The sequence below is a fragment of the Chitinophaga tropicalis genome (genome assembly GCF_009758205.1).
Classification (GTDB): Bacteria; Bacteroidota; Bacteroidia; order Chitinophagales; family Chitinophagaceae; genus Chitinophaga; species Chitinophaga tropicalis.
In genome coordinates this window covers 87624-113810 of the sequence record NZ_WRXN01000015.1, presented here as the reverse complement: position 1 = coordinate 113810, position 26187 = coordinate 87624, and the positions used below count along the sequence as shown (strand labels likewise).

The window sequence follows — 26187 nt, the reverse complement described above, 5'->3', positions numbered from 1 at the left end:
TGCTATATTTCTATTTCTATTTTTCTGTTAACGCCCACCTCGGCTTTATAAACACCAGCGGATTACCTTTAAACACTCCGTTTGATGTTACAGAAGCAGTTACTACAGAGCCTGCACTGATCACAGTATCTACTCCAACGGTCACTCCCGGCCCTACAAACGTGCAGGCGCCTATCCAACAGCCGTCCATCAGTACAATAGGTCCGTTCCTGTAAGGCATAGATGGCTCCCTGTAGTTATGGTTACCTCCGCAAATAAATGCACGCTGTGAAATACACACATTACTGCCTATCTGTAAAGGCTCGAAATTGAGCAGGAATGCCTCCTCCCCCAGCCACACATCATCACCTATCTCCAGTTTCCATGGAAAATGAATGTTAACCCTCGGCTTGATCACTACACCACGTCCTACCTTTGCACCAAACATGCGCAAAAGCCGGGCTTTAATGCCGGAAGGTACCGGAAAGGCAGTCATGAAGAAGAACATCTTCACCATGTACCAGGTAACTTCCTTTAATTTCCCTGCACCACGGTCAAGCCCCTCTGAAGCATCAAAATCCTTCAGACGTACCTGCGACTGTGATAAGTAAAAATTGTTCATTATTATCAGGAATTTTTATAAGTATCTATAATATTCTTTGCTACAAACCTGTGAAACAGGCAGAGTCCCAGGTAAGCGCCCAGCACGTTCAGCAGGACATCATCAGAATCGTAAACGCCTATCTTTAACGTAAGCTGTAACAGTTCAATACTCAGGCTCAGTAAAAAGGCAATAACAACTATTCTGAATTTATTGGCAGGAAAGCCAGACAAAGCCCCTCCCAAAAAACCAAGAGGCATAAACAGCAGGATATTTCCGAAAAGGTTCAACAGGAAAAGACTCCAGTAATAGCGGGAACTACCTGCCTCAATCATCATTTCATAGGTACCTTTCAGAGGTATCCATCTTGGCGCACTGTAGTGCTCTCCACCGGTCCTCGATGGCTCAAGGAACACGACATAGATCAATGCCAGTAAGTAAACGACCAATGCAAATATTACCTTACGCTTTTCTAATCTCATCCCTGCCTTAATCTGTTATTGCGTTTAAATTCATACATCTTGGCATCTACCAGGAACCTGTACCAGAACCCCTGTAAGAAGTGCCATACCAAACCGGCGCCACCATCCAGGAACCCGAACAGGAAGAAGTAACGATAGATGAAGTAAAAGAAAGGCCGCATGAACAATGGTATCTTGCTGTATACTTTCTCTTTGATCCATCTTTTCCTGGACGCCTGCTCGCCTGTCAGCGAAACGTCTACGTTATTGGAAGATACTGTACGCTGCTCAATGTCCAGCAGGTCCTTCACTTCCCTCGATGCATAGTTGTTCTGCTTATGCGTCCACCAGGTAAGATCATTCAGGTTATGATCTACCATATCATATTCCAGACTTTCCGTTTCTCCCTTTTCCAGTACCACGTGTTCATCCATTGCCCTCTCTTCCAGCTTTGCCGTACCTGTACGCCAGATACGCAGCAGGCGGTGAGGATAGAAGCCTCCGTAGCGCATCCATTTATCCATGAAGATCACCCTGCGTTTAATGATATAACCACCTGTTTCAGGTTTGGCCTTAGGGATCTTTTCATTGATCTCATTTATCAGCTCGTCCAGCAGGTATTCATCACAATCCATGCGCATAGTCCATGTGGTGGTGATGTTACAGTTATCCAACGCCCAGTTGAACTGGTCTGAATGATTGTTGGGCCAGGCCCTTTGAAAAACTTCCACACCCAGCAGCTTCGCAATTTCAACTGTACGGTCTGTCGAGAAACTATCTACAATGATGATCCTCTCTGCTACCTTTTTCAGATTCTGTATACACCGTGTAATGTGTTTTTCCTCATTGAATGTGAGGATAACGACTGTAATAGAGTTGGACACCTTTATTATTTTGACTTGTATAATTCGATATATTTATTCACCAGCACCTTGCTGTCGAAATCCCGCTTCATCAGCACCGGCGCCGCTGCAGACATAGCCGGCAGCCGGCCTCTTTCACTGTACACTTTATTCAGTGTGTCTTTGATGTTTTCCGGGTCAATAGTACATACCCAGCCCAGATCATTGTCTGATATATATCTGCTCAGTCCCACCATATTGCTGATCAGCACAGGTGTTCCCATACCGAGCGATTCTATTACGATGTTGGCGAAATTTTCATTGTAGGATGTCAGCGCCATCAGGTCATGTTCACGCAGCAGTTTGAATTTCGCATCACCGTAAACAGGGCCTGCCCACGTAATACGGCCAGCTATACCCAGTGTATGTGTAAGCTGTTCCAGCTGCTGTTTGTATTCATCCTTGTACGGCCCTGCTATGGTCAGCCTGTAAGGGAAAGCTACTTTGCTCAATCCTTCAAATAAAAGCTCCAGACCTTTCTTAGGGTCCACCCTGCTTAAAAAAAGCAACCTGAGCTCTTCCTGGGAACCTCCGTTCTTTCCTATGTCGGTCAGCTCAGGAACATTCACGAAGTTGAAGATCTCAGCCACCTGAGACGAGGGATAGAGTTTCTTTATCTCGTTCACTTCAGCAAATGACGTAGCATGAAATTTCACCTTCGACAGTAAGGGGTTACCTACCACCCCCTGTATCACCTTCTTCTGAAAATTATGGTTTGTCTGAATAACATAATCGCTCAGCATTCCTCTCGGAGAAACAACAGGTCTTACCCTTCTCACAAAACAAACCAGTAAAGTGAAGATGCTTACAAGGTTCCACCAGGAATGGATATGTACTGCATCGTATTTTTTAATGTTACGGAACAGGAACCATATCAGCCCTGGTGTAAAATGCGTATGGTCCTTTGTGTACCGTTTAAAATAAACTGTATCCACACCATCTACCTGCTGTACCACACCCGTTGGTACGTTCAGTTCATCTTTCCCGTTGGCAGTAGTGGTGATCACCGTTACTTTATGCCCATCTGCCACCAGCTGCTCACACAGGGCTGAACTGGAGTAAATAGGACCTCCGTACACATATGCAGGTTTGTAAGAGGGGATTATATGAAGGATATTCATCTAGTTATCTTTTTCCAGTATTTGCCGGTAAATATTTTCAATCCTGTTCAGTGCAAGCGCAGCATCAAACCTCTCTGCATTGGCAATACCGGCAGCCACTACTGTGGCTCTTTCTTCCGGTTGCATGGTGGTGATACGTTCTACCGTACTTGCCGCGTTCTGTGCCCATGCCGCTATATCGGCCATCTGGCGGGGCATTCTTGGTAACAGGAAAGCAGCGTTACCTGCTACTTCCGTCATTGGCGCTTCTTCCGTAGTGATAACCGGAGCGCCTGAAGCCATCGCTTCTGCAATAGGCCATCCAAATCCTTCAGCCAGGGAAGGGAAGATGAAGACCGTAGCACCGGAATAGACCTTCTTCACAAAAGCATCGTCCTTTCCTGTCAGTGTATGAATGTCCTGTTTATATATGGAAGAAGCTATCCTTTCTTCCAGCTGCCTGTTAGGCCTGGCGCCTATCAGCAGCAAGGGCAATTGCTGTTTTGTCTTTGAGCGCCATGCGTCATAGATCTCTACCACTCCTCTCCTGTTCTTATACCATTGATTACCGCCCACATGCAGCAGGTAGCCTTTTGCCAGGTCTATCCCCGTCTGTCCTGCCAGCTGCGCTCTCAGAACCTCTACATCCTGCTGGGGAGTAAATGATTGTGTAAGACCGTTATATACTACTTCAGACACCTCCGGTGTGAAACCCAGGAACTGGTGCAGGTCCTGCTTTGTATTGCCGGAAATGGAAATAAAGTTCTGTGCCTGCCTGTACCCATTGCGGATATATGCCTGGTAGCGCTGCCCTGTCCAGCTGGTCGGATTTTCTTCAATAGTCCCTGCTGCGCTGCGCTGGGCAAGGAAGTCATGGCAATGTACCACATGTGGCCTGTCTGCTACCAGTGGCACCCATGGCCCTAAAGCATGGTCTGTAAAAACGAAAAGAGTATCTGCCCCACAATCCCTGATACGCTTTTTTACTGCCGCAGGAAAGATGATGTACTGATCAGCATATCCCATCCACTTTTTCAATGGACCTGGTACCGGCATTTTGTATGATACCGGCTCCGGTGACCATAACTCTATTTTATGTCCGCGGCTCTCCATTCCTCCCGACAACCATTTTGCATACCGGGGCATGCTTTGTGAACCGAGAAAGGAAGGATGCGTAAAAAAAACTATGTTCATCTGATTATACCGTTGCTAATTTATTTCGCCCGAAGATCTTCCTAAAGTCTGCTATCGATCCTAAAAAGAGTGCACGGCCTATTTCCATATTGTTTAACAGGTAATAGCCTCCCATAGATACTGTTACTGCAACCAGGAAACGTAATACCGGACTGGTAATGGAAAGATGTTCAAGCATTATGAGCTGTACCGGCTGATGCAGGTACATCACTATCATCGATGCTTTTCCCAGCTCACTCAATGGTTTGCTGACAAAAACGGAATGCTCTGTCAGCTTTGCTATCTCTATCAAACCAAAAATGATCATAAGAGCTGAAAGAAGTGTGACGAATGGAATTCCATAACGGCCACTCTTCATTTCATATATATTTTCCGGATAGTACCAGGTAAGTACAAATGCACCTGCCATCATTAATATCCATACCCATTTAAATTTTGCCATCTCTGACTGGCAACTCTTATAAAGATAGCCGGTATAGAAGATGGGAATTGCTGCAAACACCACATCTGCATTCCATGGTAACCAGAAAGATGGCAACCATCTGTTCAGTGCATAGCTGATAAGCAGGCACACAAACATTAACCAGGCAATGAACGTTCTCTTTACATTATTCACCAGGTAGTTCATTAGCTGCTGCACCAGGAAAAAGCACGTTATATACCAGAACACAGCACACCATCCTACCAGGTAACGGCCTCCCAGCACGGGCCGGGCAAATGCTTCCTTCAGTGATTCCTTGTTATCCAGGTACTCGCTGACCTCGCATGGCACATATATAAGACAGAGAAAAACCACATATGGCACCAGCAGGTGAAATGCCTTTTTTGTGAAGAATTCCCTGCTGTTTTCAGAAGGTTTAAATAAAAAACCACCTATGAAAAAGAACAGTGGCATATGAAATATATAAAGGTATTTTGCAACCGGATGCGGGAATATATGCCCGGCCGCTACTGTTAAAATGCCAATGCCTTTCAGCGCATCGATCCATCCCACTCTGGCAGGTCCGCTTGTTGTATTGGTCATGGTTTTAGGATATGATATGAGATTAATCATTGTCACGTAATGCAGCAAGGATCAGCGCGCCGGTAAAAGCAGAAAAGCCCAGGGCAGTAGGCTGGCTCCAGCCACCCTGCGCTACCAGCAGGAATCCTGCACTTAGCAGCATCCATGGCAGCGCATCCCCTCCACGCAGCTTGCGCAGTGAACGGGTAAGCATGTTAAATGCCAGTCCCACACGTATAAAAATAACGCCCAGACCAAGTATGGGTCCAAGCTCACCTATAGTCCTGGCCCACTCTTCTTCTGCAATCAGAAAGGTCCTGTTCCCTGACAACAGCATCGCCCCCACGTTTGTACCCATCCCCAGGCCATATCCAAAGAAAGGCATTTCAGAAGACGACGTCAGGGCTGTGATCATTCCTCCCAGGAAACGGTCCAGGAAAACCCCTTCAAGACCACCTTCACTTTCATTAGCATCCGTGAAACGTGACATAAATACTTCCGTAGCAGCACTGAACATGCTTGTCTGGCTGAGTATTACCATCACCAGCACCAACCCTACTGCCGCCGCTATCAGCTTCCCTACATACTCCGGGTTACTGGAACCTGCAAATGCCAGGAAAAGCACGGTGATAATTACCTGGAAAAGTAAGGCCCTGCTGATAGCGACCGGTATAGCAAATATCAATGCACATGTAGCTGCTATCAATATCCAGCGTTTGATAATACCCTCGTTCTTCAGCCAGAAATAAAATATAAATGAAGCAGCAAAACTGAAGAACAATGTAGTACCATTAGTAAATGAAAATGTTCCAGGCGGACGGAAATAGCCCATTGCCCCACTGAAACCGGCGCCTTCCATATCGCCGCCTACACCCCTGTTCACCCAGGCAGACTGCGGACTGTTAAACTGCAACGTGATCAATATAGCCATGGGTATAGCTATGATAACCGTTGCCTTTCCTAATTGCAATATGTCTTCCTTTGTAAAAATGCTCGCTATTACAAACATCAGGGGGAAATGTATGAGCAGGATACGGGCGCCATACAGCGCAACAAACAGGTTACCATGTCCTACCGTCACAGCAGCTATCAGGCTTATCACGCCTGTAATAACCATTAATGTCATATAATTGGAAGGACGGATCATTCCCCGGTGCCAGGTTATTATTATCAGCCACAGGGCAACCGGCTCACGTGCCAACAGCAAAGGAGAAGCCAGAAAAGGGAGGAACCATTTTCTCAGGGCGCCTTCAAATACCAGCAACAGAAAATACAGCCATACACCCTGTTTCAGGCGTAACATCAGTTTCTCTGATGCCCTGTCATTCAGTCGCTGATATCGCATGGATGCCGCCGCACTCTTCCTCGCAGCCAGTGATGTATTATCCTGGTATCCCATCTTTACTGATACGTAATAATTAAGCTTTTAAAATTGCTGTTGCCAGTTCCTTCCCATAAACCTCCCATGGCCGGCTACGCGCCTTCTCCATGGCTGCCAGGCCTGCTTTTGCTATCTGGTCTGGGGCATGCACTAATCCTGTTATTGTATTGTATAATGATTCTGTAGATCCGGCTTCTATCAGCCAGCCATTCTCTCCGTTTGTAATGAGATCAGGACCGGCAGTACGGTCTGTCGTTATCACCGGCGTGCCTTGCGACATTGCCTCTGTTATAACCAGGCCAAATCCTTCAAATAATGAAGGGAAAAGCAGCACATCATGTGCTCTCATCGTCTTAAGTATCTCTGCATGCGGCAGGCTGGGTATCCACTTATGTTTTGCCAGTGCCGCATTCAGCGGTGCACAGTCTTCCGTTGCCTTTCTGCCTACCACTGTAAGACTTACAGCATCGCCCAGCTTATCTACCGCCGCAAACATGTCTGCAATACCTTTACGCTGTGATAAACCACCCACAAATAACAACCGCAAAGGCCTTCCGGATATCTTTTCATATTCCCTGCTGCCGTTCACAGCCGGGAATCCATATGGTATTACTTCTACCGGTCCCAGTCTGCCCGGGTAATCTTTCAGCGTTTTACCTGTAAAACTGCTGGCAACAAAGATCCTGTCAGCCAGTTTCAGTTCTTCCTCCTTACGTGACAGCTTGGTTTCAGAAGATGTCAGCCCCCTCATTGTATTGCCCCATTCCGGCCACCGCTCTCTTTCAAGCCCCAGCAGTCGTTGTGAAGTACGCCAGTAGCCAATAGGCAGATCGTATAAACACTTCAGTCCAAGTCTTTTTGCTTCGCGGAAAGTGTACATCGCTCCATCCTCATAAGCATATACTGCATTCACTTTCTCTGCCATCCCTGTCAGCTGCGAAGTAAGCCGCCTGTCTATACTGTGATACACAGCATCTACAGAAAAGATCCCGGTCTCATTCCTGGTAAGTCCGGCCAGGCCTGCTTTTGCAGACAATAACCTTCCCAGCTCCCACCAGGGCCAGGTCTTTACAAATGGCTGCAGCCTTGATTCAAACCGGCGGCGGCGTATTTCCGACAAAGATTTTATTCCACCCAGGCGGTCAAGAGTACTACCTGGAAATGAAGCAATAGCCGTATAAAATCCAGACAACAGATCAGCATCAGCCAATCCCGCTACCGCGGCCCTTACATTTGCATTTCCGGTTGGGTGAGAAATTATGACCATGTATTATTCTATGAATGGTTAACTATCCGTTTACTCTGTAAATCTTTATAAGACTGTAGGTAGTGTACATCGCCACCTGTATCACTTCTATCATGATATTCATTACCAGTACTCCTCCTACAGATGATACGTCAAGAAAAATAATACCCAGTATAGTAGAACCGATACTTACAGGTATTGAAATAAACGGGTTGATAGCCCAGCCCCTGCTGGTAAAAAGAGAAAACGTCGACGCCGCAATAATGGCCAGGCAGGCAATGATCATCTTCAGCACTACTTCCCTGTTCAGGCCCATATAGTTGGGACCAAGCACCATCAGTATCTGGGAAGAAAATATCCAGGACGCCAGTACAATGAAAATGCCCAGCACCACCAATCCCCCCTGTATCTGCAGGAAACGGCGCAATAACAGGCCCCTGTCATTCGCTAACCGGGAAAATCTTGGCAGGATAACAGTACCAAACATTATTGTGATGAAACTGATAACCATAGATAACCTGTCCAACGCACCCAGTTGAGCTATCCCTCTTGTAGTACCGAAAATGGAAATAAGCCATATAGTGATCTGACTGGAAAGACAGGTATAGATACCCATAGGCAGCAAACGCTTCACCAGTTTCAGGATATCCTTCCTGATCTGTGGGTCAGGAGGCTGGTGCCAGTCGGCATACGGAGAGGAAATTTTCCGGAGATTGATATTTCCCCATATCTGTGGCAGACCTCCTGCCAGGATGGCCACAAAAGCCCAGGGAAACACGAAAATGGTCAGCATCAGTAATGCCAGCCTCATGATATTCATGAGTACCTGGTTCTTCTGCAAAGGCGCAATATCCTGCCTTAATTTTGGCGCTATCTGCAGCAAGGTGCCGGACAAGGCCATGAAGAAGGTAGGTATCAGGGAGAGAATGATCAGCGTTGCCATCAGCCAGCTCGCATTATGATGCATGAGCAGGTATAATAAGATAGGCACTGAAACCAGCAGGCTGCCTACAGCAAATTTCCTGCGCAGGTCCATTCCTGTAGCCATTACTATTCCCAGCTCTTTACGGTCCTGCCACACTTTCCCGCCATGCGCCATTACACCGGTCGAGATCCCGCCATCTGCCAGTATAGACATTGTTCCCAGCAATGTATTGGCTAATGTATATAAAGCATATTCTTCCGGCTGCAGCATACGTATCACAAGGATACCGCTCACAAGACTTATCACCTGTATAAGGATCTGGGCAGATCCCGTCATAGTAACAAGCTTCACCCATTCAAATGCCTTGCTGTATTTCGGATTTTCCGATAGTTGATTAAATACTCTCCGCATATAATGCTATAACAGCAAGTCTTATCCTGCCAGTTGTTCCCACTGTGTTTTACTGTCCTTCCTGAATAATTCAACATCGCAGGCTACCATTTCACTCACCAGCTCCTGCAGGTCATACTTAGGTTCCCATCCCAGTTTAGTCTTGGACTTGGTAGGATCGCCTATCAGCAGTTCCACCTCTGTAGGACGGAAATAAGCAGGATCTACTGCTACTACTTCCTTACCTATAGGCAGGATAAATTCTTTATTGCGGCAGGCAGTTACCACAGCCACTTCATCAACGCCTTTGCCTTTGAACTCGAGCTCTATACCTACTTCATCAAATGCCATGCGTACAAAGTCACGTACCGGGGTGGTAATACCAGTAGCTATTACATAGTCGTCCGGTGTGTCCTGCTGCAGGATACGCCACATTGCGTCCACATAATCCTTTGCGTGTCCCCAGTCGCGGCGTGCATCCAGGTTACCCAGGAACAGCTTATCCTGCAATCCCAATGAAATTGCTGCTACCGCACGGGTGATCTTGCGTGTTACGAAAGTTTCTCCACGCAGCGGACTTTCGTGGTTGAACAGGATACCGTTGCACGCAAACATGCCATAAGCTTCCCTGTAGTTCACTGTGATCCAGTAAGCATACAGTTTTGCAACCGCATAAGGAGAACGGGGATAGAAAGGTGTGGTTTCCCTTTGTGGTACCTCCTGCACCAGTCCGTATAACTCAGATGTGCTGGCCTGGTAAACCTTCGTCTTCTTCTCCATTTTCAGGATGCGGATAGCCTCCAGTATACGCAGCGTACCAATACCATCAGCGTTGGCTGTATATTCAGGTGTGTCAAAGCTCACTTTCACATGGCTCATAGCAGCCAGGTTATAGATCTCATCAGGCTGTGTTTCCTGGATAATGCGGATCAGGTTAGTGCTGTCCGTCATATCACCGTAGTGCAGTTTGAAACGTACGTTCTCGCTGTGCGGGTCCTGGTAGAGATGGTCTATCCTGTCTGTGTTGAGCAGTGAAGCACGGCGTTTTACACCATGCACCATATACCCCTTTTCTAATAATAATTCTGACAGATATGCACCGTCCTGTCCATTTACACCGGTTATTAAAGCAACTTTCATACTGATAATTTTTTTATTTGAATGTGGGGAATATGATTAACTGTTAGAGAGAACGCCAACTGTTGATTGAGACAGGCCTATGCTGTAGCATGTAAATCCTTGTTTATGCAGATAGGCGTTATCATAGATGTTCCTTCCGTCAAAAACAACAGATGCTTTCAGCAGTTGTTTCACGCGCGGCCAGTCAGGCAGGCGGAATTCATTCCATTCTGTTACAAGCAATACAGCGTCTGCGCCAGCTGCCGCCTCATACATGTCTTTGCACCATTTAACACTGTCTTTCAGTGTTTTTCCTGCTTCATGCATTGCAACAGGATCGAATACCTGTACAGTTGCACCTGCTTCCAGCAGGGAGTTGATCAGCACAAGGCTGGATGCCTCACGCATGTCGTCAGTGCCTGGCTTGAAGGAAAGCCCCCACATTGCAAATGTCCTGCCCTGCAGCAGTCCGTCAAAATGTTTATAGATCTTGTTAAAGAGTACTTTCTTCTGATCATTGTTCACTGCCTCAACAGCTTCCAGGATACGCAGGCCGTGACCATATTCCTTACCGGTTTTCACCAGCGCCTTCACATCTTTCGGGAAGCAGGAACCGCCGTAGCCTATACCAGGATAAATAAAGCTGGTGCCTATCCTCGCATCACTGCCTATACCTTTACGTACCTGGTTAACGTCAGCTCCTACCAGTTCACACAGGTTGGCTATATCGTTAATGAAAGATATCTTGGTAGCCAGCATAGCGTTGGCGGCATATTTTGTCATTTCTGCGGAAGCTATGTCCATGAAGATGATAGGACGGCCATTCAGCAGGAAAGGATGATATAATTGTTCCAGTGTTTCTTTTGCACGGTCTGTGTTCACTCCCACCACGATACGGTCAGGCTTCAGGAAGTCCTGTACAGCAGCGCCTTCTTTCAGGAACTCAGGGTTGGAAGCTACATCATAATCGATCAGCGCACCTCTGTCCAGCATAGCCTGTTTGATCTCCCTGTTCACTTTCACCGCTGTACCAACAGGCACTGTGCTCTTGGTCACTACTACGAGATAGTCGCTCATATTTGTGCCTATTTCCTTTGCCACCTGCAGTACATATTGCAGGTCTGCACTGCCGTCTTCACCCGGAGGTGTACCTACCGCAATAAAGGCGATGGTTGCACCACCTATTACTGAAGCAAGATCAGTGCTGAAAGATAAGCGTCCGTTCTGGTAGTTACGACTTACTATTTCTTCCAGTCCCGGTTCATAAATGGGCAGGATACCTTTCTGAAGATTATTGATCTTTTCAGCATTCACGTCCACACAAACCACCTGGGTACCTACTTCTGCAAGGCAGGCACCGGTAACCAGACCAACATAACCTGTTCCTATAACAATTACTTTCATCCTAACAGTTTGAATAAATCAGTTAATTAAATTGTTTAAAGGGCAACCATGTGCCGTTTGTGAAGGAAGTCAGCATATGCCTGTACCAGTCCTTCTTTCAGTTCTACACTATGTTTCCAGCCAAGGGAATGCAGTTTGGACACATCCATCAGTTTGCGCGGTGTACCATCCGGCTTGCTCCTGTCAAACAGCAGATCGCCTTCATAGCATACTACTTCCTTTACAGTCTCTGCCAGTTCCCTGATGGTCAGGTCTTCACCCGTGCCGATGTTAACCAGTTCCTTTTCATCATAATGCTGCATAAGGTATACACAGGCGGATGCCAGGTCGTCTGCAAAGAGGAATTCTCTTTTAGGAGTACCACTCCCCCACACTGTAACACTGGGTTTGCCGGCCTCTTTCGCTTCATGGAAACGGCGGATCAATGCCGGCAGCACGTGAGAGTTTTCAGGATGGTAATTATCACCGATGCCGTATAGGTTGGTAGGCATAACACTGATAAAGTTGCATCCATACTGGTCCCGGTAAGCCTCACACATTTTGATACCAGCTATTTTGGCAATAGCGTAAGGTTCGTTTGTTTCTTCCAGCGGACCTGTAAGCAGGCTGCTCTCCGTCAATGGCTGTGGCGCCATTTTAGGATAGATGCAGGAACTCCCCAGGAACATCAGCTTTTTCACACCATGCTTCCAGGCAGCGTTTATAATGTTGGCTTCCATCATAAGGTTATCGTACAGGAACTCTGCACGGTAAGTATTGTTAGCATGGATACCACCTACTTTGGCTGCTGCCAGGAACACATAATCCGGTTGATGGGCAGCGAAGAAATTATTTACGTCTGCCTGAGAACGCAGGTCCAGTTCCCCGGAACTTCTCGTCAACAGGTTGTTATATCCAAGCGTCTTCAGTCGCCTGGTTATTGCGCCGCCTACCATTCCACGGTGGCCGGCTATATATATCTTGTCGTCTAGTTGCATAAGGGCTGATTTGGATTAGAGTAACTCCGGTCTGTTTTCTTTTACCCACTGATGCAGTTGCTTTATTTCCTGTCCCTTTCCTTTCTGCAGGATCAGCAATGCTTCAGGAGTATTTACTACTACTACGTTCTCTACACCTACCAGTGCTACCAGCTTATCTTTACCGATCACCATACTGTTTACAGGATCACTTTCTATAAATACTGCCTGGTTGTTACTATAGCGGTAATGATTTGCCAGGGCTTCTGCCAGGGCTTCATATCCGCCTACATCACTCCACTGCATGGCGCTGGGCACCACCTTTACAATGCTGCTCTTCTCCAGTACAGCATAATCTATACTGTCTGAAGGAATGGCTTCCATAGCAGGCAGGGGAATGCTTCCTGTTCTCTTCCATATCTCCGCAGCTTCTGCCGCTGCATAGTAGATCTCAGGTGCATACTGCTGCAATTGTTGTAACAATACGCCGGCCTTGCCGCAGAAGATACCGCTGTTCCACAGGTAATCGCCGCTTTTCAGCATAGCTTCTGCAGTTACAGCATTTGGTTTTTCTGTGAAACGTACTACATCATGACCGGCATACTGGATATAACCATATCCTGTTTCAGGATATGCAGGCTGCAGTCCTATCGTTACAAGATGCCCTTCAGCCGCCAGCTCTGCGGCTTTGCTGATGGTATCAGTATAGATGTCCGGAGTTCCTATCAGGTGATCTGCGGGAGTGATCAGGAGTATTGTTTCAGCATCTGCGGTAAAAGCAGAAAGTGCAATAGCAGCCGCTGTATTACGGCCTACCGGCTCTGCCATCAGCTGTACATTATCTGCACCTGCTTCCTGCAGCTGTTTGGTAACCATTTCCGCCTGCTGTTCATTTACTACTGCAACAACACCATCACAGAAAGTGCCGTTACGCTGCCATGTGAGCTGTAACAGACTTTGTCCGTCAAACAGGGGAAGTAGTTGTTTTGGTGTCTGCCGGTTGGATAGTGGCCACAGACGGGTTCCTGACCCTCCACATAATAAAACGTGTAGCATACTTAGGTGTTGGTATAAATTATGAGGTAACTTACAGCTGGGCGTTGACTGGCGCACCGATATATTCGTTGCTCCTGTTAAGCAGCATAACCTCGCTGGTTTTCACCGTAGCGATCAGTGAAAAGCCCATGCTGTACAGCACTGCTTTCACTGTATTCTTTCCGGTTTCTACCACTCTTCCACGCTGGTGCATCAGCGGTCCGGCTGTGATCTGAATAAGATCATTTTCATGAATGGGAAATCTTTCCACCTCTACATCCTGGTATTCCTGGAGGAAACGCTGGATCAGTTCAATTTCATGGTCAGGGATCCTGGCAGGCTTACCCAGCCAGTAAACGAAATTCACAACGCCACTTGTTTCACGTACCGCCGTTTTCATATCTTCCGGGATACGTACAAATACATAAGATTTGAAAAGAGGCTCTTCCACAACTTTTTTCCGGTCGCTCCATTGATGTGTTACCCTGTTCAGCGGGCAATAACTTTCAATTTGCTTGCGGGCCAGTGTGTCAGCCACTTTTTTCTCCCATCTTGGCTTGGTGTACAGCGCATACCATGTGTTCGTCTTCTGTTCCATGTGAGTGGGTTTTAAGGTTTTTTTAAAGCATGATCAGATAAGGTGGAAAATACAAAGGCAGGATGAAGTTGGCATTGATTTGAGCAGGCATAGCTTCGCCTCCTCAGTCACATGAGTGTACTTAATCGGTTATTATACTCTAAAGTGCAACAGGCATTTTACCGCCTGCTCCAACATTATTCCCTGTTGAAAATCTTAGTGAAACGCCCTTTCTTCGCCGAACCGTTCTTGTGCTCTTCGGTGTACCCGTAACCGTATCCCTGGCCGTTACCATAACCGTAACCATTGCCATAGGCATAACCGTAACCAGGCACTCCACGCATCTTCAGCCCGTTAAACACAATGTTCAGTTTACCCAGATCTCCCTGTTCATACAGCTCTTCGATCATCTTCAGGTGGAACTTGGGAGTTCTCTCATGACGCACTACGTAAATGGTTGCGTCAGCAAACGGGGCCAGCAGGCGCGCATCTGTTACAGGCGCAACCGGGGCTGTGTCAATAATGATATAGTCGAATGTAGCTCTCAGTGTTGCCAGCAGGTGCTCCAGCCTTCCATTCAGGATCAGCTCCGTAGGATTGGGAGGAATAATACCGGCAGACAGCAGGTAGAGATGCTCATTCCCTTCAATAGGTTTCTTCAGGATATCACCCAATACGGCCTGACCCACCAGGTAATTACTGATACCCGGGTGATGCGGTACGTTGAGTATTTTACTTACTTTAGGTTTTCTAAGGTCAAATTCAAGTATCACTACTTTCTTCTTTGTAAGAGAAAGACTGATAGCCAGGTTGATGGCAACAAAGCTCTTACCCTCACCGGATATGGAAGAAGTAACCATAATGGTTTTATGATCTCCATTGATACCGATGTAAGACAAGGTAGTACGTAAGGCTCTGAACTGTTCAGCCACCGGTGTACGTTTGCCATCTGTGATAGCAATGCCTCCGCCGTTAGGATCGAACATAATCTCTCCTATAATAGGCGCAGAAGTGCCTTTTTCAATATCTGCACGGAACATCACCTTATGGTTCATCATGTCTTTCAGCGCAATGAAACCCGCTACAGATGCTAGTCCGGCTATTACAGCCAGCGCCATCACCATAGATTTCTTCGGACTGAAAGGATAAGTATCTGCTTCAGCAACGTCAATGATACGGCTGTCTGATATAGCCGCCGCATATTGCAATGCAGTCTCTTCACGTTTTTCCAGCAGGAATGTGTAAATATTGTTTTTGATAACCTGCTGCCTGCTTACCTCCAGCAATGTTCTTTCCTTACCGGGCACCCCTTTCAGCATACCCATAAAGCGAGCATTCTGTGAGCTCAGTTTATCTTTGCCCGCCTGCAGGTTAGCCCTCAGGCTTCGTATATTCTGCAGGATAGCAGGTCTCAGTTTCTCTGCCTGGTCATTAAGACTTGTCAGTAAAGGACTGTTCTCTCCTGTTGTTTTCTTCAGCCTTTCCAGCTGCATTTCAGTGGTCTGCAGATCGCCCACCAGTTCCAGCAGTACCGGGTCTGAAATACCCAAAGTGGCCGGTACCAGTTTCTCATCTGCCTTCCTGCCGGTTACATACTTTTCTATTGCATCCAGCATTGAAAGTTGTAATTCAGCATCGCTCAGTTTACTGTCATTATCACGTACAGCCTCCAGGAACATTTTACTTTGCTCACTGATATCTACTATATTCTGATCAGTTTTATACTTTTCTATCTCTCCTTCTACCTGGTTCAATTCACCTGTGATGATCCTCAGCCTGTCTTCCACGAATGCCATTGTTTTGGAAGCGGTCTTGTTCTTATCATCAATAGAAGCGCCATCGTATGCCCTCATCAGTTCATTCAGCATATCCTGTCCGCGTTCAGGCACAGTATTAACGTACTCCAGGCGTAATACATTAGCCTGTTTATTGGCAGCCGCTACTTTCAGATTACCCAGGAATTGCAGCGCCAGTGCCTTCTCTCCTGTTACCCGCAGATAGAATAGTTTATTCTGCATACTGGCAGGATTAAAGCCTGCAACAGGAGTTATCACTATTCTTCCCCACCTGGTACTTACGGTATCATTTAAAGCATACACTTTGTCGGCAAGTGTAACTTTCTTTTGTTCTGCATCATATTTCAGATCAACTACACTGCTTTCCATCGCACCGATAGAATCCGGGTCCAGGAAGTTAACCCTCACAGGACCGTTATTATATACTGAAACATCACGGATAGCGCCACGCTCAAAGATCTCACCATAGAGGTTCAGGTTCCTTATCACGGCCTTAGCCATTGTACGGGACCTCAATATCTCTATTTCATTATCTACTTTCTTCCCCGATCCAAGAGGGTCCATCAATTCTATAATAGATTTTTCTACAGCCTTGGCATCTTCTTTAATCAGTAAAGTAGCTGAGATTTTATATATGGGAGTTGCATATCTCAGGTAGATATATGCGGCGATAACAGCAAATACAGAAGCAATCACAAATAACGGCCAGTACGGCTGATACTTATGCCTGATAGTCTCCAGCAGACCTGTATGGTCATCACGTTGCGTTCGCGTATTTGTCACTTTCTGTTGCATGAACCTAAATACAAGTTTTAGGATGAATGATTGGAAAATCAGCCTATTTGAATATTACCTGCGCCATAAGCACCACCAGTACAGACAAACCACTCAGAACAAGTGCTATCGTCTGACGATTTCCCTGGGCATTGATCACTTTGGCTTTAACCGGCTCTACGTATACTATATCATTAGATTTCAGATAATAGTACGGGGATGAAAAAATTTCATCACTGTTGAGATTAAGACGTTTCACTGTTCGTTGTCCATCCACATCACGAATTAATAGTACATTTTCTTTCTTACCATAAATTGTAATATCTCCAGCCATACCAAGCGCCTCCAGAATGGTTATTTTCTCATTTGTAACATTCACGACGGTTGGTTTGCCAACTTCTCCCAGAACAGTCACTCTGTAATTCAGGAGCCTGATACTGATTACCGGGTCCTTCATTAATTTCCGGTTATTGAGCTCATCTCTCAGATAATTAGTAAGTTGTTCTTTTGTAAGGCCGGCGGCTTTTACCTGGCCAAGAACAGGATATTGAATAAATCCCTGTTCACTTACAAGATAACCGGCGGCTGCGGGGCTATTACTGCTCGTAGCACTTAAAGCTACCGGGGCGTTAAACACTGTGGCATCTTCCGGATTCAAACTGCTCACTGTAATTTGTAAAATGTCATTCTTCTGTATTACCGGTTCAAAATTTCCTTGCAGTGGGGCAATAACAGTGTCAGGAAGATTATTAAAGTACACCGCTTTCTGAGTACTGACACAAGACATTAAGAAACAGCAGATAAGGACCGGAGCAACAATGAAACAACGTAAATAATTCTTCTTTAGAATCATCTTTCCACTTTATTATTTTATAAGTTTTTCTCCACGCTTTCCGTACCACAATATTAGTTGATCACCATAGTCATCACTATTACTAAATGCAGTATAAATAGCCTACATAACACAAACGTGCATACTAATTCTAGTAGCAGTTCATTATGCTCTGGAGATCATATCATTAAACGAAAGCATCTGAAAAAAAATCAAAGAATTTGTAATTAAAAAGAAACAATACAAACTATTTGACCAGATTTTAGAAATTAGTTCAGATTTTGTGGCCACATTCAGTTTTTGATACACCTTTTTCAGATGCTGGTTGACAGTAAAAACAGTCACGAATAATTTGTCGGCCATTTCCTTATATGAGTAACCTTCCTTGAGCAGGGTGAGTAACTCATACTCTCTTTTGGTCAGTTTGTGCCTGATGTCTTCCAGGGGATCTTTATTAATGTAATTGATCAGCAGATGGGCCGCCCTGGGCGATAAAGTACCGCCTTCGCTGACAGCGTCCATAATAGAATGGTAGATCTCCATCAGACGGCTGGTCTTGATGATATAACCATTTGCACCCTGGCGGATGGAATCAATTACATAATGTTTACCATCATGTCCCGAAAGCACAATGATCTTTGCCTCAGGATAGATCCTTTTCAGTTCCTGTATACCTTGTATACCTGATTCTCCGGGCAGCGAAATGTCCAGCAGTATCACATTTACCTCTCCATCCTTAAAGGGCAGTGCCCTGAACTCTTCCATCGATTTGCAAGCGAAAACAACCTTACATTCCTGAAAATCTTCTAGAAACTCCCGGTAGTTGTTCAACTGGAAATAGTTGTCCTCTATTATTCCAATATTAATCATAGGGGCAATAAGTTAGCAAGGTTGAAAACTATCATTTCAATAAAAAATATGGTTCAATAAAAAAATATGGTATATAAAGTTAATCAATACGCAAAAATGGTTCCAAAAACAATAAGCCTTTCAATAATAATCAAAACCTACCTGTATTAATTATACTTATACATTATAAAATAAAGTTCACTGATTATCAATCTCATATTGCATCTAAATCAATATGAACTTTTTGTTAAATTATCCCGCTTTTTCAAACAATACAGTGTCTTAATAGCATAAAATTACACTTTAAAATGAAATACTTACAAGATTAATTATAGACTTTAGTAAGTATCTTGCATCTTATACTCCTGACTCACAGAGTATGAATATCTTAGCTCTGTAATGTCAGTTATAACGTGTAACTTTTTACGATAGAAAGACACATTATTCCCCATGTAACCATTATCATAAATTGAGAACCAAAAGGATCTAAAATGGACACAGCTAATCCGGTGGATAACAACGCTTTATTGAACAAAGCAAGCAGTATTGTTGCCATCACCGCTCATGAATTCAAGACACCATTATCTACTATTACCGCAGTAGTGGACCTCATTGCTGCAAAATTGCAGGCAGATGGCCTGATGAATTCTTTTTATGAAAAGAACCTGTCCCGGATCACTTCCGAGATATTTTCATTGAACAATATGCTCGATGAAATGCTGACAATCAATAACATTCTTTCCGGCAGCATTGAAACAAAAAAAATGGTGGTGGCCGTAGAAAGCAAACTTCATACCATAAAAGAGCAATTCCAATCTTTTTCCAGAAATGATAAGATATTACAGATCAATATAACAGGCACCCCCGTCCCTATATTTGTAAGCCCGGTTCAGCTTACACATATACTCACAAATCTTATAAGCAATGCTTTTAAATATTCCAGGGAAAATGACCCGGTAATTCATCTGCATTATAAAGAGAAAGAACTGGAGATCTCTATTGCCGACGATGGAATAGGTATACCGGAGGAAGACCTGCCTCATTTATTTGAACCATATTACCGGGGCAGTAACACAGGAGGCATTTCCGGTAGCGGTCTCGGACTCGCCATAGTAAAAACATTTGTTACCGCTAATGACGGGAACATAACCGTACATAGTAAACCCGGAGAAGGTACTGTATTTACCCTTACCTTCAGATACCCGGACAGTAAAACCAATTCATGAGTGCAAAAATTTTATTAATAGAAGACAAAGCAGGCTTGCTGGATACATTGAAAAGTCTGCTGGAACTGCATCAGTACACCGTCATTACTGCCAGTAATGGTGAAGAAGGCCTGCGTATGGCTATAACACATACACCAGACCTCGTGATCAGCGATATATATATGCCTGTAATAAACGGCTATCAGCTACTGGAAAAATTCAGAGAAAACCCGGAGCTCTCTAAAATACCGGTGCTGATAGCCAGCGCTAAAACAGGAGAAGAAGAAATAAACAATGCTTTACAGAAAGGAGCGGCTGCATACATTACCAAACCTTTCCTTTTTGCTCATCTTCATGAAAACATCCGCAAACTTTTATCTTAACAATATTACCGAACCCCGGAACTCCTGCAATTCATCCTTCCGGTCCCTGAAGTTGCAGACATAAATGAATGTCTGCGACATTTGCGGCTGCCCGTTCGCAGAACCATCCCATCCCGCTTTCGGATCGCTGGTCTGATATACCAGCCCACCCCAGCGGTTATATACTTTTAGCTGATACTGCTTTATGTCATCATATACTTTAGGACGGAAGAGGTCATTATTTCCGTCTCCGTTAGGACTAAATGCCGAAGGCATTACTACCACACAATTCTTCCAGGGAGATTCTACAACGGTTGTACCATATTCTCTACATCCATGCGCATCTTCCACCTCATAATGATAAGTGCCGTGTTTCAGCCTGCTCACTGTGTTCTCCACCTGCCACATGTCATTATTGACCTGGTATTTATAAGGAGGTGTTCCTCCTTCCACTACCCAGCTGATACGGCCATCTTCTGCTTCACTGCAGCTGCAGGGTTCCGCTTTCACCTCTTTTATTACCACCGGGTCAGGTTCCTTTATCACTACGTTAAATGTATCAGCACATACCTGCTGGTCAGTCACAACAAATTCATAATTACCCGGCGTAAGATCATTGAACTTATGCCCATATTTTGCCTCTCCGTTTATAGAGAAAGAATATGGAGGTATCCCTCCCGTTATGTTTAATTCGATCGAATTTTTATTATCTCCGAAACAATCAGAAACAGTAACAGCAGTGGTGCTGGCAAGATCAGATTCTTCTACTGTTACCTTCCCCTTTGCCATCACTCCATCTGCCGAAGTTATCTGTACCTCATAGCTGCCTGCCCGTAGTTTGGATACCTGGGGAGTTCTGTAATAGCCAGGCGTCCATAAATAGCTGTATGGTCCTTTACCTCCCCCCACTTTTACAGCAACACTACCGGTAGGCGCACTCTTACAGGAAGGCAATGCCGTCAGTTCTGTCTTCAGTATCTGCCTGATCATAGAAAGATTGTCCAGGTACGTCACTATTCCATACTTCTGATTAGGACAGGGCTCCACTTCGTTGGAGTAAACAGATATATAAGTGTATGTTGCCGAAGGAGTAAATACAATACTGTGTGTATTCCATGCTGTATCAGTAAAAGCACCCGATGTCCATAAAAGCTCTGCCGTATCTCCCGGCGCATTTCCGCCAAAAATTATCAGGTTAGCATAGCAATGCTCATGACCATATATCCTGGAAAAACCCAGGTCAAAACTCATTGCATACGCACGGCCAGCCACAAGCGGAGCATCCAGACGCTGTTCTATCCCTTCCCTGAATTTAGGTCCTGCCTGCAGTGCTACAAATGTTTTACCGCTACTGGCTTTTCTGAACACATTATACGCCCCAGGCTGTATATCAGGGGTATTGGCGGCAATTGTCCACCCCTCAGGCGCAACGTTGGCACCACCAATTCCCTCCAGGGAGGCATTTCTCAATGTGATGTGCTGAGCATACGTACTAAATGGATGAATACTGAAAAACAGCATGGCCATCAACAACAAAATACATTTGAAAATAATGCAATATATTACATTATAGCAAGGTTTTCCCCTTTTCCTTATGGGCACAAATAGCTCCTGACGAGTCATAGGATCGAATTAGTTAGAACGACACAATAAATAAATTCAGCCTGGTGCTTGATCTTAGGCCATAAAAGGACATAGAAAGTCCTTCCGGAATGAAATCCGGTATTTACACAGGATAGCTTAGAGGCATTTTAGGTCAACCCCTCTTTACTAATTAAATTGGCTTTGCTTTGAGTTACATTCCCAGGTTCAATAAAGATACAATATCTTTTATATATAATATAAAATTTATTTCGTATTTATTTAATTCTTAAACTTTCTGCGCTCATTCTTTATAACAATCGAAGCTGAATATGGTTTCCCTGATAACTACTTATTTGAAGAATAAAGTTTATTTGGACAATTATTCGCGCCAAAACCATGCCAGCAGAAGCAAACACGACCTTAGCATTATTCTTTACAATCTGTTAAAAATGTGTACAACAACCCGTCTCACGTATTTTCCGGGATATTATCGCTAAATTGTGAATAAGGAAGGATCATAATGTTTACACCTGTGCCCACACCTCCCTGCCATTTTTAAATATGACAAAGTATGACGAATAGGCTGCCCTATATTACTTCAGTATATTTCACCTCCCTTATCAGATCATATCTGAAAGGTCATAAAACCCGCCGGGAAGTGCTGGCAGAGATAGGCGATCTTATTCCTCCTTCAGAAGGGACTGATATCACCCAACTCATCATTGCTGCTGCTACAAGTCTGAATAAAAACTTTTATACAGAGATAGTGAACAACATCCAGCCCAATACCGCCTTTCCTACGCGGGACGGAATAATACACCATCTTGAAGCATTGATAAAAGAAGAAATTTCTGCGGATGATCTCCTCGAATGGGCTACCTGGTACCGCGTGGAAGATGATGAACTGAGCGCCGGCATCTTTGATGACCTGGCCGTGGAATATTTCTGCCTGGATTTTCTGCCTGCATGGCATGAGGAACTCTCGGCCGATCAATACCTGCAGGCATTACAGCTTTTCCGGATGCAGCTGAATGATCCGCTGAAAGAGAAAATAGCGTTATTGTTAATTATAGATAAAGAAAAACAGAACTTCCTTTTCTTCCTGCGCAGCTACCTGCAGCAACCTCAATCTGCGGATATGCTTGACAGTTATCTCATGAAAAAATTCGGAATGGACCGCAACAGCTTTCCCTACATGGCAGAACTGAAAGCTATTGCCGGACAACCAGGCAGCCTGGAAGCCCTGCTGACTAAAGCAGCTATTGTATAGAAGGTTAACTCACCATCAGGCTGCATCCCCGCAATGCTGAATTATCCAATCTTCCCAATACCTCGAATTTTCCATCTGCATGCAGTTTCCCGATGTCTTCCGTTGCAATGAACGCACAGGAATATATATTGGCAAGATCTATCACATTGATCACTCCTGCCGCATTACCGGCAGATAACTGGAAAGGATCGCTTTCATCCCTTACCAGGACTTTCATCCACGGCGGACAACTGAATATACCCTGTCCGGCAGAATAGGCCTGCGATAAAAGCTCCGTCATACCATATTCCGCATGAATGTTACCTGCTCCCAACCGCTCCTGCAGGTAAGCATGTACCTCCTGCCTGGTCCATTCCTCTCTCCTGCCCTTCATCCCGCCCGTTTCCATAACAATTGTATGTTCCAGCTGCAGGGAATATCTCTCTGCAAAATCCAGCAATCCGAAAGTAACGCCAATGAGCAGTGTTTTTTGTTTGCGGGCCTCCAGCTCCTGCAGCCGGCTGTACAGCTTATCATGCTCATACAGGTAAAACCCACTGTCGGCATGCCCGCTACGCTTCACCATGTCCTGCACCATATATACAAGTGAGGAATGCTGCCGCTCCAGGTAAGAAGGTAATAGTCCTACCACTACATAATCTTCCACAGGTCCGTAAAACTGCTCAAATGCCGTAAGGAAACTCTGCTCATAGATACCAGCCTCTTTTACCAGGTGACGGCTGTTGATGGTTTGCGTGGTACCACTGCTTTCAAAGACCAGCTCCGGGGTAAAGGAGCCACAGGTAACCGTATGGGTCTTGAAGAACTGTATCGGTAAGAACGGTATCTTTAAAAGAGAGCGTATTGACGCCGGATCAATACGCAACGCATCAACATATGCCCTGTAAAGGGTATTTTCCCGGTACTGGAACCTGAATAGCTCCAACGCTGTTCTTTCCAGTTCCTGTTCTTTTAATGAGAATATTGCTGCCGTACTGATGCCGCTCATAGATCGCTACTTTAAAACCGCACAAATTTAGGGTATACGTAACAATCATTCCTTATTTTACGTTATAAACTGGACCAGGCCGGCGGTGATCAGCCCGGATTTTTTCGCCGGGAACAGTTTCGCCGCCGTTATCAGCTAAGTAAAAAAATTAATGTAGGTTTGTTATATGAAGAAAATACTTTTTTTATCCCTGATTGCGCTTACTGCAGTTACTGCCTGCAAGAAAGACTCTATTGGCACCAAACCGCAGGTCAGCTTCGTCTCCTATTCCACTTCCCGGGTAATTGCCAGCAATGGTATGGACATTACCTTTGAAGTAAGAGATGGCGACGGGGATATAGAGAACGCTTTAAACTTCGTAGCCATATACGACGTAGATCCTACCATGGATACCGTTTTTGAGCCCCGCCCAATGCCAGACCTCGGCGCCCATGCAGGTGGTAACCTGAAAGCAGAAGTAGTACTGCATCTTGTAGGTACAGACTTCCCCCAGATAGCTCCCAATCCTATCACAAAAGACAGCGTTCATTATCTTGTATTTGTACAGGACAATGCCGGCAACAGCAGCGATACCATTGTAACACCTAAAATAGAGGTCCTTTACCAATAACAGGGACTAATCCCGGAATTTCCTATATTCGGTACTTACTTGTACCGTCTGTAGGTCAGCGATCTATGGACCGTACCTCAAATACATTCCATGGATAAAACAGAAGAACTGCAACAACGGATAGCTGCCGCAATGTTAGGCGGCGGTGAGACCAGAATCTCCTCCCAGCATAAGAAAGGTAAACTTACAGCCCGTGAACGTCTGCAACTCCTGATGGACGAAGGCTCCTTCGAAGAGCTCGACATGTTTGTACATAACCGTAACCGTGGCCTGACCACCGACCAGGAACAATTTCCCGGCGATGGCGTCGTGACCGGCTTCGGCACCATCAACGGCCGGCTTACGTATGTCTTCTCACAGGACTTCACCGTATATGGCGGCAGTCTTTCAGAACCTCATGCCCGCAAGATCTGCAAGATCATGGACCTTGCCATGCAGAACGGCGCCCCGGTAATAGGACTGAACGACAGTGGCGGCGCCCGTATACAGGAAGGTGTTGTCAGTCTTGGCGGCTACGCAGACATCTTTTACCGTAACACCCGCGCTTCAGGCGTTATTCCGCAGATATCCGCCATTATGGGCCCCTGTGCCGGCGGAGCGGTCTACTCCCCCGCCATCACAGACTTTATCCTGATGGTAGAACAGACCTCATATATGTTTGTGACAGGCCCCAACGTTGTTAAGACTGTTACACATGAAGAAGTAACGTCTGAAGAACTGGGCGGCGCACAGACCCATGCCTCGAAAAGCGGCGTTACACACTTTGCCTGCGCCAATGAAGTGGAATGTATCCGTTATATCCGCCAGCTGCTCACCTATGTACCGCAAAACTGTGAAGAAGATGCCCCCGTTTACCCTTATCAGCCGGCAGATGAAAGTCGCCCGGCACTGAATACACTCATCCCCCCCAGCTCCAGTCAGCCGTACGACATGAAAGACGTGATTGCCCAGCTGACAGACACTGACAGCTTCTTTGAAGTACACCGGGATTTTGCCGAGAACATCATCGTAGGCTTTGCACGCATTGCCGGCCGCAGCATAGGCATTGTTGCCAACCAGCCGGCTCACCTGGCCGGAGTGCTGGATATTCACGCCTCCGTAAAAGGAGCGCGTTTCACCCGCTTCTGCGATGCTTTCAATATTCCTCTGCTGGTATTGGTGGATGTACCCGGTTTCCTGCCCGGTACCGACCAGGAATGGAACGGCATCATTACCAACGGCGCCAAACTGCTCTTTGCCCTCAGCGAAGCCACTGTACCAAAGATCACCGTCACCACCCGCAAAGCCTATGGCGGCGCTTACTGCGTGATGAACTCCAAACATATAGGCGCAGATCTCAACTTTGCCTTTCCACAGGCGGAAATTGCCGTTATGGGGCCTAAAGGAGCCGTAGAGATCATCTATAAAAAAGAGATAGATGCCGCCCCCGACCGGGAAGCCCGCATGAACGAACTGGTGGCAGAATACACGGAACGCTTTGCCAATCCTTACCTCGCCGCAGAAAAAGGGTATATCGATGAAGTGATAGTGCCGGACCAGACACGCATCAAGCTGATCAAAGGTTTTGCCATGCTGGAGAACAAGGTGGTGTCAATGCCCCGTAAGAAACATGGGAATATCCCCCTGTAAATTGCGATATTCGCA

Annotated in this window: 24 protein-coding genes; 5 read left to right on the top strand and 19 right to left on the bottom strand. The window is 45.6% G+C overall.

Going from position 1 to position 26187, the window contains the following annotated elements:
• Positions 1-16: 16 nt before the first annotated feature.
• The 17 genes from GO493_RS25925 to GO493_RS25845 all read right to left on the bottom strand — a co-directional run bounded on the left by GO493_RS25925 (position 17) and on the right by GO493_RS25845 (position 18545).
• The gene (locus GO493_RS25925; protein ID WP_157309146.1) at positions 17-601 is read right to left on the bottom strand and encodes a WcaF family extracellular polysaccharide biosynthesis acetyltransferase; all 585 of its coding nucleotides are present in this window, start codon (positions 599-601) and stop codon (positions 17-19) included.
• Between the two features lie 5 nt (positions 602-606).
• The gene (locus tag GO493_RS25920; RefSeq protein ID WP_157309145.1) at positions 607-1062 is read right to left on the bottom strand and encodes a VanZ family protein; all 456 of its coding nucleotides are present in this window, start codon (positions 1060-1062) and stop codon (positions 607-609) included.
• The gene (locus tag GO493_RS25915) at positions 1059-1925 is read right to left on the bottom strand and encodes a glycosyltransferase family 2 protein (RefSeq protein WP_198315830.1); all 867 of its coding nucleotides are present in this window, start codon (positions 1923-1925) and stop codon (positions 1059-1061) included. Before GO493_RS25915 ends, GO493_RS25920 begins: the two co-directional genes overlap by 4 nt.
• Before the next feature lie 5 nt (positions 1926-1930).
• A complete protein-coding gene (locus GO493_RS25910) occupies positions 1931-3064 on the bottom strand; it encodes an XrtY-associated glycosyltransferase XYAG1 (protein WP_157309144.1) in 1134 nt (377 codons plus the stop codon).
• Positions 3065-4237 carry a glycosyltransferase gene (locus tag GO493_RS25905; RefSeq protein ID WP_157309143.1) on the bottom strand — a complete coding sequence of 391 codons (1173 nt, stop codon included), beginning with the start codon at positions 4235-4237 and terminating at the stop codon, positions 3065-3067.
• A gap of 4 nt (positions 4238-4241) precedes the next feature.
• Positions 4242-5261, bottom strand: coding sequence for an acyltransferase family protein (locus GO493_RS25900; protein ID WP_157309142.1), 1020 nt, complete (start codon positions 5259-5261; stop codon positions 4242-4244).
• Between the two features lie 22 nt (positions 5262-5283).
• On the bottom strand, positions 5284-6639 hold the full coding sequence (locus tag GO493_RS25895) for a hypothetical protein (RefSeq protein WP_198315829.1): 1356 nt from the start codon (positions 6637-6639) through the stop codon (positions 5284-5286).
• Positions 6640-6658: 19 nt separating this feature from the next.
• Entirely contained in the window at positions 6659-7888 is a 1230-nt protein-coding gene (locus GO493_RS25890; RefSeq protein WP_157309141.1) for a glycosyltransferase family 4 protein, read from the bottom strand.
• Between the two features lie 22 nt (positions 7889-7910).
• The gene (locus tag GO493_RS25885) at positions 7911-9203 is read right to left on the bottom strand and encodes an MATE family efflux transporter (RefSeq protein WP_157309140.1); all 1293 of its coding nucleotides are present in this window, start codon (positions 9201-9203) and stop codon (positions 7911-7913) included.
• Between the two features lie 21 nt (positions 9204-9224).
• On the bottom strand, positions 9225-10322 hold the full coding sequence (gene gmd / locus GO493_RS25880; RefSeq protein WP_157309139.1) for a GDP-mannose 4,6-dehydratase: 1098 nt from the start codon (positions 10320-10322) through the stop codon (positions 9225-9227).
• A 36-nt stretch (positions 10323-10358) separates the two neighbouring features.
• Positions 10359-11705, bottom strand: a complete 1347-nt coding sequence (locus GO493_RS25875; protein ID WP_157309138.1) for a UDP-glucose dehydrogenase family protein — start codon at positions 11703-11705, stop codon at positions 10359-10361.
• Positions 11706-11740: 35 nt separating this feature from the next.
• Positions 11741-12682 carry a GDP-L-fucose synthase gene (gene fcl, locus GO493_RS25870; protein ID WP_157309137.1) on the bottom strand — a complete coding sequence of 314 codons (942 nt, stop codon included), beginning with the start codon at positions 12680-12682 and terminating at the stop codon, positions 11741-11743.
• Between the two features lie 15 nt (positions 12683-12697).
• A complete protein-coding gene (locus GO493_RS25865) occupies positions 12698-13717 on the bottom strand; it encodes a mannose-1-phosphate guanylyltransferase (RefSeq protein ID WP_157309136.1) in 1020 nt (339 codons plus the stop codon).
• A gap of 31 nt (positions 13718-13748) precedes the next feature.
• Positions 13749-14294 carry a UpxY family transcription antiterminator gene (locus tag GO493_RS25860; RefSeq protein WP_157309135.1) on the bottom strand — a complete coding sequence of 182 codons (546 nt, stop codon included), beginning with the start codon at positions 14292-14294 and terminating at the stop codon, positions 13749-13751.
• Positions 14295-14470: 176 nt separating this feature from the next.
• Positions 14471-16864 (bottom strand): GumC family protein, encoded by a 2394-nt coding sequence (locus GO493_RS25855; protein WP_157309134.1) that lies wholly within the window; start codon positions 16862-16864, stop codon positions 14471-14473.
• 43 nt (positions 16865-16907) lie between these two features.
• On the bottom strand, positions 16908-17630 hold the full coding sequence (locus GO493_RS25850) for a polysaccharide biosynthesis/export family protein (protein WP_262885985.1): 723 nt from the start codon (positions 17628-17630) through the stop codon (positions 16908-16910).
• Between the two features lie 210 nt (positions 17631-17840).
• Positions 17841-18545, bottom strand: coding sequence for a response regulator (locus GO493_RS25845; RefSeq protein WP_157309132.1), 705 nt, complete (start codon positions 18543-18545; stop codon positions 17841-17843).
• A gap of 470 nt (positions 18546-19015) precedes the next feature.
• Here GO493_RS25845 and GO493_RS25840 point away from each other — a divergent pair, with 470 nt between their 5' ends.
• Positions 19016-19750, top strand: coding sequence for a sensor histidine kinase (locus GO493_RS25840; protein ID WP_157309131.1), 735 nt, complete (start codon positions 19016-19018; stop codon positions 19748-19750).
• Positions 19747-20112 (top strand): response regulator, encoded by a 366-nt coding sequence (locus GO493_RS25835; RefSeq protein ID WP_157309130.1) that lies wholly within the window; start codon positions 19747-19749, stop codon positions 20110-20112. The genes GO493_RS25840 and GO493_RS25835 overlap by 4 nt, the downstream gene beginning before the upstream one ends.
• On the opposite strand, the gene GO493_RS25830 is transcribed toward GO493_RS25835, so the two are convergent.
• On the bottom strand, positions 20104-21618 hold the full coding sequence (locus GO493_RS25830; RefSeq protein ID WP_198315828.1) for a T9SS type B sorting domain-containing protein: 1515 nt from the start codon (positions 21616-21618) through the stop codon (positions 20104-20106). The two genes, GO493_RS25835 and GO493_RS25830, sit on opposite strands and share 9 nt — an antisense overlap.
• A gap of 628 nt (positions 21619-22246) precedes the next feature.
• Here GO493_RS25830 and GO493_RS25825 point away from each other — a divergent pair.
• A complete protein-coding gene (locus GO493_RS25825; RefSeq protein ID WP_157309128.1) occupies positions 22247-22945 on the top strand; it encodes a hypothetical protein in 699 nt (232 codons plus the stop codon).
• 4 nt (positions 22946-22949) lie between these two features.
• Here the strand turns inward: GO493_RS25825 and GO493_RS25820 are convergent, their stop codons facing one another.
• Positions 22950-23933, bottom strand: a complete 984-nt coding sequence (locus GO493_RS25820; protein ID WP_157309127.1) for an acyl transferase — start codon at positions 23931-23933, stop codon at positions 22950-22952.
• A 166-nt stretch (positions 23934-24099) separates the two neighbouring features.
• Between GO493_RS25820 and GO493_RS25815 the strand changes: the two genes are divergently transcribed.
• Complete coding sequence (locus tag GO493_RS25815; RefSeq protein ID WP_157309126.1) at positions 24100-24543, top strand: hypothetical protein; 444 nt, start codon at positions 24100-24102, stop codon at positions 24541-24543.
• A 90-nt stretch (positions 24544-24633) separates the two neighbouring features.
• Positions 24634-26172, top strand: coding sequence for an acyl-CoA carboxylase subunit beta (locus tag GO493_RS25810; RefSeq protein ID WP_157309125.1), 1539 nt, complete (start codon positions 24634-24636; stop codon positions 26170-26172).
• Positions 26173-26187: the final 15 nt, after the last annotated feature.